Source organism: Tahibacter soli, assembly GCF_025717065.2.
Lineage (GTDB): Bacteria > Pseudomonadota > Gammaproteobacteria > Xanthomonadales > Rhodanobacteraceae > Tahibacter > Tahibacter soli.
Map to the genome: position 1 here is coordinate 14,580 of NZ_JAOVZO020000015.1, position 14,844 is coordinate 29,423.

The window sequence follows — 14,844 nt, forward strand, 5'->3', positions numbered from 1 at the left end:
GTCCGCCTACCCAACACGAGGAACACGCATTGATCATCACCCGTCAAAATCTCGCCACGCTCAACACCGCCTATCGCACCGCGTATCAGATCGGTTTCGATGGCGCGCCGAGCGAGTGGGAGGAAATCGCGACTGAAGTGCCGTCGACGACCGGCTCGGAGGAATACGGCTGGCTCGGCCAGATTCCGGGCATGCGCGAGTGGATCGGCGAACGCCAGATCAACAATCTGCAGCAGCACGGCTACACGATCCGCAACAAGTCGTGGGAAGACACGGTCGCCGTGCCGGTGCCCGTGATCGAAGACGACCAGTACGGCACGTATACGCCGCTGATGACCGAACTCGGCCGCGCCGCGAAGACGCATCCGAACCAGCTCGTTTTCGGGCTGCTCAAGAACGGCTTCGCTACGCGCTGTTACGACCAGCAATACTTCTTCGACACCGATCACCCGGTCGTCGGCGAAGACGGCAGCGTGCAATCGGTGAGCAACTTCGGCGGCGGTTCGGGCCAGCCGTGGTTCGTGCTCGACACGACGCGCGCGCTGAAGCCGCTGATTCTGCAGATGCGCAAGCGCCCGGCGTTCGTCGCGAAGAATCAGCCCAACGACGATAACGTGTTCGAGAAGAACGAAGCCGTGTTCGGCGTCGATGGTCGCTGGAATGTGGGCCTCGGCTTCTGGCAGATGGCGTATGCGTCGAAACAGACACTCGACGAAGCCGCGCTGTCGGCGGCGATCGCCACGATCAAGAGCCAGAAAGGCGACGGCGGCCGACCGCTCGGCATCACGCCGAACATCCTCGTCGTGCCGCCGGTGCTCGAAACCGCCGCCGAAAAACTCGTCACCGCGATCTATGCGGCGAACGGCGCGTCGAACGTGATGGCCGGCAAGCTCAAGGTGCGCGCACCGGCCTGGATGGCCTGATCTCACCACCGCCGCTGATGCGCTCGCGGCGTCCGCCGCGAGCGCTGGAGACCCCCATGTATAAATTGCGCATCGCATCCAAGTGCGATCAGTTCCGCCGTGCCGGTTTCGTGTTCACGCGCGAAGGTCGCGACTTCCATGTCGGCGAGCTGACCGAGCCGCAGCTGCGTGCCATCGCCGAAGAATCGATGCTGGCGGTGACCGTGCTGTCGGCCGACGAGCCGGAGAACGATCCCGGCGCCGCGTCGAGCGACAAACCGGCGAAGAAGGTCCGCTAAGCGATGTCGTACGTCACGCCGCTGCAACTGGCGGAGAAGCCCGGCGCGCGCGAACTTGCACAGGTCGCCAGCACGGAGCATCGCGCCGTGGTCGACGCCGAGCTGATGGATCGCACGCTGCGCGGCGGCGATCGGTCGAGCTACGACGCCGATGACATGGCGAGCGCGGATGCGGCCCTCGCGCGTATCACGCAAGTGATCGTCGAGACCGACGAACTGATGGACGGCTACCTCGCCGCGCGCTTGTCGCTGCCGCTCGCCTCGGTGCCGCTGACGTTGACGCGCGTTGCGCGTGCGGTCGTGCGCTACGAGCTGCACAAGGACCGTGTGACGGACGCCAAGACCGATCCGATCGCGCGCGACTACTACGACGCGCTGCGGCTGCTCGACGCGATCCGCGACGGCAAGGTGACGCTGGGCGTTTCCGATCCGTCGAGCGCGGATTCGCCGGCCTTGGACGTGCGTATCGAAAGCGGTCGCAAGACGTTCGGCGGCGACGAGCTACGGGGGTTCCGGTGAGCTTCGTCGGCCCGTATCCGGTCGCCGATGCGATTGCCCGTTTGCGCGCCGTCGCGATGCTGCGCTTCGTCGGCAATTGCGCCGATCTGGAAACCGCGTTGAAGCAATCGCCGCGTGTTCTGCCAGCCGCCTACGTCGTCGCCCGCGAACAAGGCAGCGAGCCGAAAGGCGCGAGCGGCGGCGTGTTGATCCAGCAAGTCACCGTGTCGTTGTGCGTCGTCCTCTACGTCAACAACTACGCCGCGCAGGACACGGGCGCCGCCGCGCGCGACGAGATGGACGCGCTGATTCGCGCCGTGCGCGGCGCGCTGCTCAATCGGCGTCCCGCGAGCGCGCCGGCCGTTCACCCCCTGAGCTTCCACGCGAACCGCGACGAGATGTATTCGGGCGGCAGCTTGGTCACGCAGGAAATCTATCGCTCGTCCTACCGCATTGAGGTCCGCCCATGAGCAACACCCGACCGCGCTATCCGTCATCCGGCGGCAGCTACATCGACGACGGCAAGACGCTGACGCGCGTTACCGAGCCGACCGTCGCCGATCCCGGCAAGACCGCGCGCACCGCCGCATCGCCGCCGCCGGCCAAGGAACGCGCCGCGCGCACGAAGGCGCCGAAGGCTGCGCCGTCCACGCCGACCGTCGACGAAAACACCCACGGCCCGGCCGCGCCGGCCGACGCGTAAGGAGCCCGATTTGTCCCTGGAATCTTTCGAAAACCGAGCGATGCTGCTCAAGCTCGAAACGGTCGAGAACACCGATGCGGCGCCGACCGCTACGGCGAACGCGTTTCAGCTGATGAACGGTCGTTCGGGCCTGCAAGCCGATTCGATCAAACGCCAGCTCGACCGGCCGTTCTTCGGCGGCGATCCGTCCACGCCGGTGAACATTCGCGGCTTCATCGAAGGCGAAGTCGAGATGGTCGGCGCGCTGACGCCCGGCCAACCTTCGCCGCTGTCGCCGCTGTTGCAGGTCTGCGGCATGGCCGAAACGCTGGTCACGTCGCCGGCTCCGGCGCTCGCGCGCTACAACGTCATCTCGCGCGGCATCCCCTCGGCGTCGAGCTACTTCTTTCACGCCGGCACGCTCAAGAAGCTCCTGGGCGCACGCGGCAACCTGTCGGGCCTCGCCTACGAAATCGGCAAGACGTATACGGCGAAGCTGCGCCTGGAAGGCAACTGCATCGACGTCGAAGAAGACGACTTGCCGTCGGACCTCGACTATGACGCATTCGTCGAGCCGATGCCGTACACGACCGAGTACGGCGAATTGAAGGTCAACGGCTTCAACGTCGACGGCATTTCGCTGTCGGTCGACTTCGGCAACGAACTTGCCGTGAAGCAGCACACCGAGGCGCGCATCGCGCGCATCAGCGACCGCAAGCCGACCTTCACCGTGCGTTTCTACCGGCCCGCGCACGCGAACCTCAACGCGTGGGCGTTGTGGAAAAGTCGCACGATCCTGCCGATCGTCGCTTCGGTCGGCATCGGTGCCGGTGCCGGTCGCGGCGTTCGCACCTTGCTGCGCGCGCAGATCGTCGAGCCGCCGCAGGAAGTCGAGCACGAAAAGGACACGGCCGTCGAAATCAAAGGCGAGCTGGTCCCCAGCTCCAGCGGCAACGACGAACTGGTCTTCGAATTTCTCACGCTGCCGTAAGCGCGGCGCCCCCTCCGACCCCAGCAACAGGAAGCTGCATGAAACTCAAGAAATCGAACAACTTTACCGTTGACGTCAAGTACAGCGAGCCGGGCTCGGCGCCGGGCACGTGGCGGAACGTCGAGTTCAAGGCCGAGTTCAAGACCGTTCCCGGTGACGAACAGGACGCGCTGAAGCGCGACCAGGAAGAGCGCGGCGTCATCGTCGGCCTTCTCGATCGCGTGCTCGTCGACGTGTTCGGTGTCGAGACCGACGAGAGGAAGGACGACGGCACGCCGTACACGCCGGTCGAAATCGTGAAGGTCAATCAGCTCGCCTCGCAGGCCTGCGTCCTGACGTTCTGGGACAACGTCAATCGCGACGTCGAAGCAAAAAACTCGAAGCGGTCGCGCAAGCCCTGACGATCGGCAAACGATCGCGCGGTGTCGCTCGTGAGCACATCAACACGAGCGGCACCGCGGCAGAGTTCTTGCGCAGTTTCGAGCGGCAAGGAGCCGGACCGCTCGGCGACTCGACCGAAATTGACGTGCTCGAAAGCAACTGGAACACGGTGATCGTGTATCGCGATTGCCAATGGTCAACGGCGAGCGGCGTCAACGGGCTCGTCTTCCTCGGCATCTCTGCCGCCGAAATCCACACCGCCGCCGTGATGCATCGCGTGCCCGCCGACGAGTGGCCGCGCGTGCTGTTCGGCATCCAGCAAATCATGGTCCCGACGGCGCGCGCACTGCTCAACCGGAAATGACAGATCCCGTCGTCAAGCTTCGCCTCACTCTCGATTCGGGCCAGTTCGTCGGCGACGTGCGCGTGAGTCAACGCGCGCTCGCCGACCTTAGCGGATCGGCCGGTCAGACGGGCAACACGCTCCGCAGCAGCACGAACGATCTCGAACGTTTCGGCTCGGCGGCCGAGCGTGTTTCGCGTCAGAACATCAGCGGCTTGAACGCCGGTCTGACGACCGGCGCCGGCTTGGCGCGGCAGATGGGCGGCGCGCTTGCCGGCATCGGCGTGGCCGCCTTCGCCAACGAGCTGGCCTCGACCGCCGACGAATACACGAACCTGTCGAGCAAGGTTCGGCTGGTCACGAACAGCGAACAGAACCTGATCGACGTTCGTCGCAAGCTGTACGGCATCGCGCAGGACACGCGTGCGGATTTGTCCGCGACCTCCGATCTGTACACGCGCCTGACCCGCGCGACGACCACGCTGTTTATCGCCGAGCAAGACCGTTTGCGGATTTCCGAGACGGTCAATAAATCGTTCGCGGTGAGCGGCGCGAGCGCGACCGAAGCCGGCGCCGCGATCACGCAGTTCAGTCAGGGCTTGCAGTCCGGTGCGCTGCGCGGCGACGAGTTCAACTCGGTCGCCGAACAAGCGCCCATTCTGATGGAGCTGTTCGCCAAGAGCCTGGGCAAGACACGCGGCGAATTGCGCGCGATGGCCGAAGCCGGACAACTCACGGCCGGCATTTTGACGCGCGCCTTGCTCGACGGCAGCCGCGATATCGACAAGCAATTCGCGCAGATGTCGCTGACGATCGGCGGCGCGTCGACGCAACTGGCGAATGCGTGGACACGCTGGATCGGCGAATCGAACGAAGGCGTCGGCGCCTCGCGCCTGGCTGCGTCGGCCATCTCGCTGCTCGCGGACAATCTCGGCACCGTCGCCACACTCGTTTTGGGTATCGCAACGGTCTGGGGCGTGCGCTACGTCGCCGGTATCACCGCCGCCGCACTCGCGACGCGCGCACAGGCGGCCGCAGTTGCCGCTGCCGCTGCGACGAATACCACCGCGCAGCTCGCGGAGGCCCGCGCCGCTGAAACCGCTGCTGTGGCGCATCTGGCGCGCATGCGTGCGCTCGAAGCCGGTATCAGTTCGACCGGCCGCGCCATTGCCGCCGAACAAGCATTGGCAGTCGCACAAGCCCGCACGATCGCCGCGACCGAAGCGGCGACCGCTGCGGCCATAACGAAGGTCGGCGCACTGAGTCGTCTGGGCTCCGGCTTGTCGGCATTGGTCGGCGGTCCGTTGGGCGCTGCGGTCATCGCGCTCGGTGCGCTCTATCTCGCTTACGAGTCCGTCAACAAGGCGGCAAAGGATTGGGAAGACGGCATTGCAGCCAGTAGCGCGCAGCTCGACAGCGCGGCGGCGAAAACCGTCAGTCTCGACAACGCGATGAAGCAATTGTCGAAGGCGCCGATTCCGCCGATCGCCGATGTCGCGAAGCAGTACATCGACAACGTCGATCTGATTCTCGTCAAGCACACGGAACTGCGCGACCGCACCGCGGCATTGAACGACGCGATCGGCGGCGACTGGCGTGCGCTATTCGCGTCCGGCAACTACACGGCGCCGCCCGAAGTACAGGCGGTTATCGATCAGGTCGTGAAGCTGGAAAACGATCTGCACCGTCTGGAAGCGGCGCAGGCGTCTTTGGGTGCAAGTCTGCGCGGCACGGTCGGCCCGGCGCTCGACGATGCCAGCGCGGCATTCGCGCGCTTTAGGGCGAACGCGGATGTCGGATCGATATTGCTCGGCATCGGCGAAGGATTTACCGCGATCGTCAGCGGCACGCGCACGCTCGCGGCGAATGCGAGTGCCACGGCGTTTTTTGGTGACCTGTCGAAGAAGGCCGCCGACGCCAACGAGAAACTGAAAACCGCCGGCAAGTCGTCGACGGAAATCGCGCGCGCGTATGTCGAACAGGGTTTGGCGGCGGCGCGGCTTGCCGGCCTTTCGGCCGAATTGATCGCGCAGAAGGAGCGCGAAGGCAACGCGTATATCGCGACCGTCGCCGCACTCGATCGCGCGAAGGCGTCGCACACGTCGACGGCATCGGCCGAGCGTTTGCACGACCAGCAGGCGCGCCAGCTCGAAAAGACGATTGAAGCGCAGGCCCAAGCCACCGACGATTTGACGGACATTCAAACCGACCTTGCGGCTGGTTTGAACGGACCTGTCGCGCGTGCGATGAACGAGCATCAGCGTTTGCTTGATCGCATCGCGAAGGCCGCGAAAGTCTGGCTCGACCAGGGACCGCCGACGGCCGCCGTGCAAGCCGAACTCGCGCGCGTGCTCGCCGATGCGAACGCGCAATACGACGTGCGTTTGCGGCAGGCCGAAGACGAAGCCGACGTGGTCGCGCGCACGCTCGAACAGCTCGATCAGGAAATCAGCCTGCGCGGCTTGAGCAACGAAGCGCGCACGGCCGAAGAAGTCGTGATCCAAGCGGTTAATCGCGCGAAGGAACAAGGCAAGCCGCTTTCTGAGGAAGAAATCCGCCAGTTGCGCGCGGGCGTTGTTGCACGTCAGGAAATGCTTCGCAGCATCGACGGCGCACGCGAGGCGTACGAGAACAACCAGCGTGCCTACGGCAACATGGTCAACAGCATGGCCGACCTGGGCGCGGACGTGCTGACGCGCCAGATTCGGACGTGGAGCGATTTTCGCGATGCGCTCGTCGGCATCGTCGTCGACATGGTGCGCCAGATCATCGCGAACTGGCTGCGCGTGCAAATGCTCGGCAATGGTGGCGGCGGCGGATTCATGAATTCCGTCGTGCAGATGTTCAGCGGCGCGGGCGGCGGCGGTGCGAGCGGCGGCGGCTTCAACGCCGGCAATAACTCGCTGACGAGTCGCGCCGGTCAGGCCGTCGCGCCGTGGCTGGCGAACAATCCCGGCTTCGTCGGCAACGTCGGCGCATGGGGCGGCGCAATTGCCGGCGCGAACTACGGTTGGAACAACCGCGGTTCGGGTAACGGCAGCGGTGGTTCTATCGCAGGCGCCGCGACGTATGGCGTTGCCGGTTGGGCGGCGGGCACGGTCGCGGCCGGCGCCGTGCTCGGCGGTTCGGCTGCCGTTGCTGCCGGCGGCACGGCCGTGGCCGGCGCCGCGACCGGCGCGATGGGCGCCATGGCGGCGATCCCGGTGATCGGCTGGATCGCGCTTGCCATTGCGCTGATCGACAAGTTCACCGGTGGAAAAATCTTCGGCTCGCGCTTCAAGCCCGATTGGGCGACGGTCGCACTCAACGTCGGCGAATCCGGCGGCGACGCGACGACGACGATTCGCGAAGTGCGCAACCGCTCGTTGTTCCGTGGCCGCGAGTGGCAGAACCGCGAGGTGGAATCCACCGAAGACGCCGAGCGCGCCGCCGACGAGTTGTTCGAATCGATCGGCCGCGTCATGAAGGACGATGCGCGCCGGCTCGGCATCGAAGTGCCGCCGATCCTCGCCGCGTCGTTGCAGACGATTCAAGACCTCGACGAAAAGGGCCGCATCAAGTCGACCAAGTACGTCGTCGAAATGCTCGGCCGTACCTGGGAGGAAGCGACCGGCGAACTCGCGGCGCTGCGTATCACCGCCGAAGAACGCATTGCCGTTGCCGCTGCCGCGTCGGGCGGCGAAGCCAGCCGCATTGCCGAGCAATGGCGCGACAGCGCCGAGAAGCTGGCCGAAGGCGCGGAATTTCTCATCAACGCGCAGACCGACATCGGTCAAGGGCGCGGCTTGCTCGGCGCGAACTCGACGCTGACGGAAGTCACCGAACTCGTGCAGGACTTGGCGAACGCCGGTGAAACGCTGTCGCAGACGTATGCGCGTCTGACCGTGTCGGCCGAGTCGTGGCGGCGTGCTATCGACATTCTCGGCGTCGACATGCGCACGAGCGGCGATGCGTTCGTGCGCTTCTCGGCCGACATCGTGGAAGCTGCCGGCGGCATCGATCGCGCCAACGCGTTGTGGTCGTCGTTCTTCGAGAACTTCGGCGGCAGCGACCTGATGCAATACCAGCTCGATTCCGTCGTCAACGCGGCCGAGCGCGAGTTGAACGATATCGGCATCGACGGCCTGATCTCGCTCGACGAGTTCAAACAGCGCTTCAAGACCGCGTTGCCGACGCTGACGCCCGAGCAGGTCGTGCAATGGCTCGAAGCCGGCAACGCGTTGGCGGAAGCGACGCGCGCGCAGGAGTCGTACGCGAACGCGCTCAAGGCGTACGACGATTTTGTGTCGGGCCTGCGCGCATCGTTGGAGCCGTTCGCCGAAACGCCGTTCGAAACGGAAATGCGCGCGATCGATCAGTGGCGGCTCGACACGATCGACAGCATGCATCAGCTCGCGCGTGCCGCCGGTCTCGCGGCTGCGAAAGAAGAAGACTTGGCGCTGGTCGAAATGCGCGCTGCGCAGTTGCGTGCACAGGCGATTCGCCAGCTCGAAATCAGCACGCGTGATCTGGTGAGCCGGCTGTATGGCGGCGCGCCGGGCAGCCTCGACGAAGTCACGCGCCGTATCCAGGAATTGGAAGCCGCGCAGTCCGGTGCGATGGCCGGCGTGGGCGACGTCGCCGACGCGAGCGCGCAGCGCTACGAAGACGAGCTGGCAGCGATCGAGCGCATCCGAGGTTTCGTCAATTCGCTGTTGCTCAATCAACAGTTGACGACGCTCACGCCCGAACAGCAACTGGCCGAGGCGCAGCGGCAGTACGACCTCGTCTTGGCGCGTGCGCGCGCCGGTGACGCGCAAGCGATGCAGCAGCTGCCGGACTTGGCGCAACAGCTGCTCGACCGCGCGCGCGGCTACTACAGCTCGGGCGATCAGTACCAAGCCATCTTCGATGCGGTGCGTTCGCAACTGCTCGGCATTTCGCCGTCGTCGCAACCAGGCGGCGGATACGGCACCGGTGGCGCGGTGACGTTTACGGCAAGTGCGGAGCTGCAAGCGCTGTACGAGCGGCGCGATGAACTCCTCGCCGAACAGGAACGCGAAACGCGCCTTGCGATGGCGCAGCAGCTCGCGGTGCAGTTGCGCGAGCTGGGCGAGTCGAGCGGCCGGCCGATTCTGGAACTGGCGGCCTCGCTCGGCGTGAAGCTCGACCAGTTCGTGCGCGATCTGGGTATCGACGTCGCGGACGTGACGGCGCAAACGGTGCTGCAGCTGGCCGACCTTGCTAGCACGCTCGGTATCAGCCTGGGCGAGCTGGCCGGCGCGGTCGGCGCCTCGCTCGGCGAACTGGCCGACGCGAACAGCGCGATCAATGACGCGTTGGAGCAGCGCATCAACGCGCTGCCGGCGGCCGAACGGGCGTTGCTCGAACCGTTGTTCCGCGCGGTCGAAGCCGCCACGAACGCGGCCGATGCGAACGCCGCCATCGCGAGCTTGCAGACAGCGACCAACGCGCTGCCGGCGCAATACCGCGATCTGCTCGCGCCGCTCCTGGGTATGCCGCAGTCGACGCAAACGGCGATCGGCAATACGGCGTCGATGACGGCCGACGTCGCCAGCAACACCGCGAAGTTTGCCGAGGCTGCGTACCACGGCGGCATGTCGCTGGCTTTCCAAGGTGACGTGAGCAATGCATCGCTCGTCGAGATGCATAGCCGCCTCGCCGAGATTCGTGACGCGCTCACCAACGGCGCCGGCATCAACAGCGGCAGCTACGCCGATGCGATCCCGGCATCGAAGACGAGCGGCATCGTCCCGATACGCAACGCGGCGAACGAAGCGACCTTCGGCGCGAGCTGGAACGCATCGAACGCACTGGCCGCGTTCACCCAGACGAACCGCGAGACGCAGCGCGCCATCGCCGACGAACTCAAGCGGCTGCGCGAAGAAGTCGCCGCGCTGCGCGCCGAGCGGCGCGAAGGCGATCGAAGCGTCGTTCGCGCCGTCGAGCGCGTGGAACTGGCGACGAGCGAAAGCGCGCAGACACAGGCGCGTGAATTCCGGCGCGCAAAGGAGAGAGGCGCATAGTGGACAAGGAAAGAGTGCTGCTCGTCGACATCGGCGAGGAAATCGCCTTCGATTCGGCATGGCGGCAGAACGGCGTGCAGGTGACCAATGTCGGCCGCACGCTGCGCCGCACGAGCGGCGCGAGCCTGAACTTCGGTATGACGCGCGTGCTACGGCCGCGCGATAGCGGAAAGCTGTACGCGCGTTTCCGCATCGATTTTCTGCCGGTGAGCGGCGGCCTGCTGGTCGGCTTGGCGACGCCCGCGCTGTTGCCGAATGCCGGTTTCAATATCGGCTCCGAGGCGAACGGCTGGAGCTACGCGGCCGACGGCTTCGTCTGGAACAGCGGCACGCCGACCGGCTTTGTTGCGTCGGTCGTCGGCGACATCATCGACATGGCCGTCGACCTCGACAACGGCAAGCTTTGGTTCGGCCGCAACGGCGTGTGGTTCGGCAGCGGCAATCCAGTGACCGGTGCGGCACCGCAGTTTTCCAATCTGTCGGGGCCGCTGTATCTGGCCATGTCGTGCTACAGCCTCGGCGCCGGTGCCACGGTGTTGCCCGACGACGCCGAGCTACGCGCGACGTGTCCGGCGGGCTTCACGCCGTTCGGCAATCTCGCGCGCATCGCGAGCCGGGGCTTTGCGACAAGTCCGAGCGACACGCCAGCGAGCGTGTACTACGAAGGATGCATCGCGGCCGACGGCGATCCCGTCTACGACCGGCGCGTGTCGTGCGTGATCTGGGATCGCGGTCAGCGCAGCAGCACGACGCTCGGCGATCTGGAACTGATCAACGTCGAAGGCACGTTGGACTACCTCATCGACTACGACTGCCACGACGTGCCGGTGCGCATTCGTCGCGGCTATCTGGGCGATGCGGTATCCGCGTTTATCGATCGCGCGGCGGCGCGCATCGAGCGCATCGACATCTCGACCGAGGAACGCTCGCGCGTCGTGTTCGCCGATCCGGGCGCCGCGCTGCAACGGCCAGTACCGCGCGCGACCTTCGCCGCGACCGTTCCGAATACCGCCGTTGCGAACACGCCGCAGCCGCTCGCACTCGGCAATGTGCGATGGGCGCCGCTGACGATCGTCGATGCGCCGAACCTCGAATACGCATTGGCCGACAGCGCGCCGTTCGGCGGCATCGTCGAAGTGCGCGACCAGGGCGTCGTGCTGACGCCGATGATCGGCTACGGCCCGTCGTCACGCGCCGACACGCTCGGCCTGCGGCGGCTCACGAATCCGGCCGGTCGCCAGTGCGCGAGCCTGCGCGGTGCGTGCAAGGTCGTCGCGACGATCGTCAACGACGATTTTGCGTTGTGGACCGGCGACAACCCGAACGGCTGGACATTGCTCAACGGCCCTGAAACAGCGGCCGTCAGCGTGTCTCAGGTTGGCAGCTTGGCGCGCTTGCGTAGCGACGGCAGCAAGTTCATCGGCATTCAAATCGGCGCGCTCACAGCCGGCAAGCTCTACGCGTATGAGCTGGTGATCAATTCGCGTATCGCGGGCAAAGTCAGGGTCACGATGCCCGGCTTCGGCGACTGCGCGCGTGCCGACCGCATCGGTACGCATCGCGGCGCGTTCGTTGCCGCCGGATCGGGACCGATCGCGCTGGCGACGGATGCCGAGGCGACGGATATTTACGTCGATCGCTTCGTGCTGCAGGAAGTCCAAGTCATCGAGCGCCTCCCGGACTGGATGACGGAGCTTTGCATCACGCGTGCCGGCATCCCGGCCGACAAGGTCGATATTGCCGGCACCATCACGGCGTTGGACACGGCCGCGCCGGTGCCGCTCGCGGTGTTCAGCGACAAGGCGCTGCAACTGGCCGATTTGCTGAAGCAGACGCTCGACAGCTTCGCCGGCTGGTACTGGTGGGATCGCTTCGGCGTCCTGCGCGTCGGCCGTCTGTCGCTGCTCAACAAGGTGAACTCGGTCGCGACGTTTACCGACATCGAGCTGCACGGCCCGATCGGCGTCGAACTGGATACCGCGCCGGGTTTGTCCGACACGGTCGCTGCGCTGCGCAACTACTCGCCGCACGAGACGAGCGAAATTGCCGGCAGCGTGCAGGCGACGGCGGACGCGGGTCTGCTCGCGGCCGAATACCTCATCCGCAAGACCACGACCAATCGCCTTGCGGCGGCGTATGCGCGTGCGAGAGGCGCCGAACCGATCGTGTCGCTGCTCACCACGGAAACAGCCGCACAGACGCTCGTGAACTACCTCGCGACGTTCTACGCCGTGCCGCGCCAATTCTTCACGTTCAGCGCCTTCGTCGACGACGCCGACATCGCCGCGACCGAGCCGGGCCAGATCGTCACGATCAAGACCGACCGCACGCGCCGCTACGGCCTCAAGGACGGCCGGCAGGTGCAAATCCTCGGCGTGAATTCGCGCCTGCTCTCCAATCTCTGCAACTTCGTGGCAATCGGATAACCCATGGCCGGCGCATATTTCCTCTACAACGACATCTTGGCTGCCGCAAACGCGGTGCCGACCTTGAGCCACGTCAACGTCGGCAGCAGCGTATCGGTGCCGACGCTGCCGCTCGCGAATCTCTTGGATCGCCGTGTCGCGAAGGTCGCGCGCGTGCAACGGCCGAATGCGGCGGTCGACTCGACGTCGGTCTTTTCCTTTCCGCTCGCGACCTTTGGCGGCGACAAGCGCATATCGGCTATCGCGATCGTCGGGTTCAAGCTGACGGCCAGCAACGGCCAGGACATCACGACCCGCGCACGTTTCACCGTCGACGTATACGGCACGCCGTCGCTGATCGTTCACAGCAGTCCGCAGTTCGGCATCATTGGCACGGCCGGTGCGGTGCCGGCTGGCGCGCCGTCCATCGTCGTCTACGTGTTCCCGACGCCGGTCACGGCGACGGACAAGATCGTGCTGTCGGTGACGCAGCCGTTCCCGACGTCGACGGGGACGGAGATTCTGGACATCGGCCGCGTGTATGCGGCTGACGGCGTCGCCTTCAGCGAAGGCGTCGATGCCGACTGGAATATGACGATGGCCGACTCGGCGCGCGTGATGCGCAGTCGCGGTCAGCAAATTTACGCCGAAGCCGTACCGCGCTACCGCGTCGGTCAGTTCCGGCTACCGAGCGTCCCGGAAGCGCTGGCGATCGGCACAGTCAGTCAGCCGAACCGGCCGAACCTGCAATTGATGGGGCTTCAAGTGGGCGTTAGCGGCGAAGTGCTGGTGGTGCCGCGCAGCGATGACGCGCTCGCGCTGGGGCGCCTCGCGATCTATGGGCGCTTTACGCGGCCTGTACAGGTGCGGCATCTGTCGGGCGAGCTATTTTCGTGCGATCTTGAAGTAGAGGAAGGTCTGTAGCAACGCGCTAGTGTCTATGGGCTGGAGTGGCAATCTCCAGTTCCTTGTTAGCCTTCGCTACACCGGTCTTCCGGAAATGAATGCCAAGCCCCCAAGTGTAGGAACGCCGCATGTCATCTTCCGACTACATAGGGTACGCACCGCTGTACCATTTTTCGTGTGATTGCGAGAGCTTTGCCATCACGCCAGACGTTTACATACAGCGCCTCGTTGGAAACGATGACGTTGAACTCAACGAGTTGACAACGCATGAGCGAAGCAAGCTCTCCTACGACGTACAGTACTGGTTGGTGGTCAAAGACGCCGCAAGTAAACACTCGCTTCAAGTACGCGTAAATGATTGGATGCTCGCGCTATGGGTTGTGCGGCCGACGCGGCTAGAGCTGCGCTTTCTCTTTAAGAATTTCCCTGACGGACGGAAGGGCTTCTCTAGGCTGTGTCCGATCGATTGGAACAGAGAAGACGTCGAGCACGGCCCGTTCACCTCAACCGAGTTGCACCAGGCACAGAAAGTGTTTGCAGTGTTTGAGTCGATCACGCCCGAATCGCGCTTGGGGATGGCGCTTTCGCTTACGTACGAAGCAATTTCGCAGCATCGCTGGCACGCAGGCATCGTCCTGTATAGCGCCGCTGTAGAAACATTGCTCACCAACGATCGCAAGGAAAGGGTGACGCTTCAGCTTGCAAAGGCCTATTCAGCCTTAGTTGCTCCGGGTGCGGCTGATCGCAGCAAGGCTGAGAAGGCGCTTCGAGCAGCCTATGTTGTGCGCTCGGATATCGTGCACGGCCGGAACCAGCTAGAAGAAAAAAACAACGAGCGACTGCGTGCATTGGCGTTGTGGGCTGCCATCACGCGCGACATCTGGCAGGTCGTAGTCGTCGAGCCGGCGGCACTGCAAGCATTGCAGGACACTGACCCCGTGCGAAAGGCGTTCTTGGACAAGCGATGACCGAAGAACCCCGGGCGCATGCCCGACGCAACTCTCGGGTTGTAGTAGCTCGCGGGTTGTAGTAGCTCGGTCGAAATCCTTTGAGTAACTAGATCACACCAGTTGTCGCCGACGATCAACCAACTTGTCGCGCTACAATCAGGCCCGCAGGGGACGCACACGGATGTGCGTCGTCCGCCGTGGTCCATGGATGGACCATCGGCGGACCCCGCCGGGCGCTTGCGGTCCCCGTAGGGCAGGATGCCCGGAGGGGCGCGGCAGCTGGGGTGGTTTTCTTTGCTTACTTTCTTTGTCCACCACAAAGAAAGTAAGACGCACGCCGGCAGGCGGGCGGAACGCTTTGTTCAACGCCAAACGAATACTACGAAGTGGAAACGAAACCTGTTGTCGAAAGTCGAACGAAAACTACAAAGCGACCGTCAAAAACAACAACGACGCCAAAA

General features: G+C 64.8%; 12 protein-coding genes. All 12 read left to right on the top strand.

Going from position 1 to position 14,844, the window contains the following annotated elements:
- The first annotated feature begins 29 nt into the window (after positions 1–29).
- The 12 genes from OD750_RS10305 to OD750_RS10360 all read left to right on the top strand — a co-directional run bounded on the left by OD750_RS10305 (position 30) and on the right by OD750_RS10360 (position 14,401).
- Positions 30–923: a Mu-like prophage major head subunit gpT family protein gene (locus OD750_RS10305; RefSeq protein ID WP_263544627.1), complete on the top strand. Its 894-nt coding sequence runs from the start codon at positions 30–32 to the stop codon at positions 921–923.
- Between the two features lie 56 nt (positions 924–979).
- The gene (locus OD750_RS10310; RefSeq protein ID WP_263544628.1) at positions 980–1,201 is read left to right on the top strand and encodes an HI1506-related protein; all 222 of its coding nucleotides are present in this window, start codon (positions 980–982) and stop codon (positions 1,199–1,201) included.
- 3 nt (positions 1,202–1,204) lie between these two features.
- Positions 1,205–1,720 (top strand): gp436 family protein, encoded by a 516-nt coding sequence (locus OD750_RS10315; RefSeq protein WP_263544629.1) that lies wholly within the window; start codon positions 1,205–1,207, stop codon positions 1,718–1,720.
- The gene (locus OD750_RS10320; protein ID WP_263544630.1) at positions 1,717–2,169 is read left to right on the top strand and encodes a phage tail terminator protein; all 453 of its coding nucleotides are present in this window, start codon (positions 1,717–1,719) and stop codon (positions 2,167–2,169) included. Before OD750_RS10315 ends, OD750_RS10320 begins: the two co-directional genes overlap by 4 nt.
- The gene (locus tag OD750_RS10325) at positions 2,166–2,402 is read left to right on the top strand and encodes a hypothetical protein (protein ID WP_263544631.1); all 237 of its coding nucleotides are present in this window, start codon (positions 2,166–2,168) and stop codon (positions 2,400–2,402) included. Before OD750_RS10320 ends, OD750_RS10325 begins: the two co-directional genes overlap by 4 nt.
- Before the next feature lie 10 nt (positions 2,403–2,412).
- On the top strand, positions 2,413–3,372 hold the full coding sequence (locus tag OD750_RS10330; protein WP_263544632.1) for a hypothetical protein: 960 nt from the start codon (positions 2,413–2,415) through the stop codon (positions 3,370–3,372).
- Positions 3,373–3,410: 38 nt separating this feature from the next.
- The gene (locus OD750_RS10335; protein WP_263544633.1) at positions 3,411–3,773 is read left to right on the top strand and encodes a hypothetical protein; all 363 of its coding nucleotides are present in this window, start codon (positions 3,411–3,413) and stop codon (positions 3,771–3,773) included.
- A 68-nt stretch (positions 3,774–3,841) separates the two neighbouring features.
- Positions 3,842–4,117, top strand: a complete 276-nt coding sequence (locus OD750_RS10340; protein ID WP_263544634.1) for a hypothetical protein — start codon at positions 3,842–3,844, stop codon at positions 4,115–4,117.
- Positions 4,114–10,122, top strand: a complete 6,009-nt coding sequence (locus OD750_RS10345) for a tape measure protein (RefSeq protein WP_263544635.1) — start codon at positions 4,114–4,116, stop codon at positions 10,120–10,122. The genes OD750_RS10340 and OD750_RS10345 overlap by 4 nt, the downstream gene beginning before the upstream one ends.
- Complete coding sequence (locus OD750_RS10350; protein ID WP_263544636.1) at positions 10,122–12,548, top strand: SPRY domain-containing protein; 2,427 nt, start codon at positions 10,122–10,124, stop codon at positions 12,546–12,548. Before OD750_RS10345 ends, OD750_RS10350 begins: the two co-directional genes overlap by 1 nt.
- 3 nt (positions 12,549–12,551) lie before the next feature.
- The gene (locus tag OD750_RS10355; protein WP_263544637.1) at positions 12,552–13,451 is read left to right on the top strand and encodes a hypothetical protein; all 900 of its coding nucleotides are present in this window, start codon (positions 12,552–12,554) and stop codon (positions 13,449–13,451) included.
- A 110-nt stretch (positions 13,452–13,561) separates the two neighbouring features.
- Positions 13,562–14,401, top strand: coding sequence for a HEPN domain-containing protein (locus OD750_RS10360; RefSeq protein WP_263544638.1), 840 nt, complete (start codon positions 13,562–13,564; stop codon positions 14,399–14,401).
- The last annotated feature ends 443 nt before the right edge of the window (positions 14,402–14,844 follow it).

Coding starts and splice junctions, on each gene's coding strand:
- OD750_RS10355 (WP_263544637.1), top strand. CDS start 12,552: ATGGCCGGCGCATATTTCCTCTACAACGACATCTTGGCTGCCGCAAAC.
- OD750_RS10335 (WP_263544633.1), top strand. CDS start 3,411: ATGAAACTCAAGAAATCGAACAACTTTACCGTTGACGTCAAGTACAGC.
- OD750_RS10345 (WP_263544635.1), top strand. CDS start 4,114: ATGACAGATCCCGTCGTCAAGCTTCGCCTCACTCTCGATTCGGGCCAG.
- OD750_RS10315 (WP_263544629.1), top strand. CDS start 1,205: ATGTCGTACGTCACGCCGCTGCAACTGGCGGAGAAGCCCGGCGCGCGC.
- OD750_RS10310 (WP_263544628.1), top strand. CDS start 980: ATGTATAAATTGCGCATCGCATCCAAGTGCGATCAGTTCCGCCGTGCC.
- OD750_RS10325 (WP_263544631.1), top strand. CDS start 2,166: ATGAGCAACACCCGACCGCGCTATCCGTCATCCGGCGGCAGCTACATC.
- OD750_RS10360 (WP_263544638.1), top strand. CDS start 13,562: ATGTCATCTTCCGACTACATAGGGTACGCACCGCTGTACCATTTTTCG.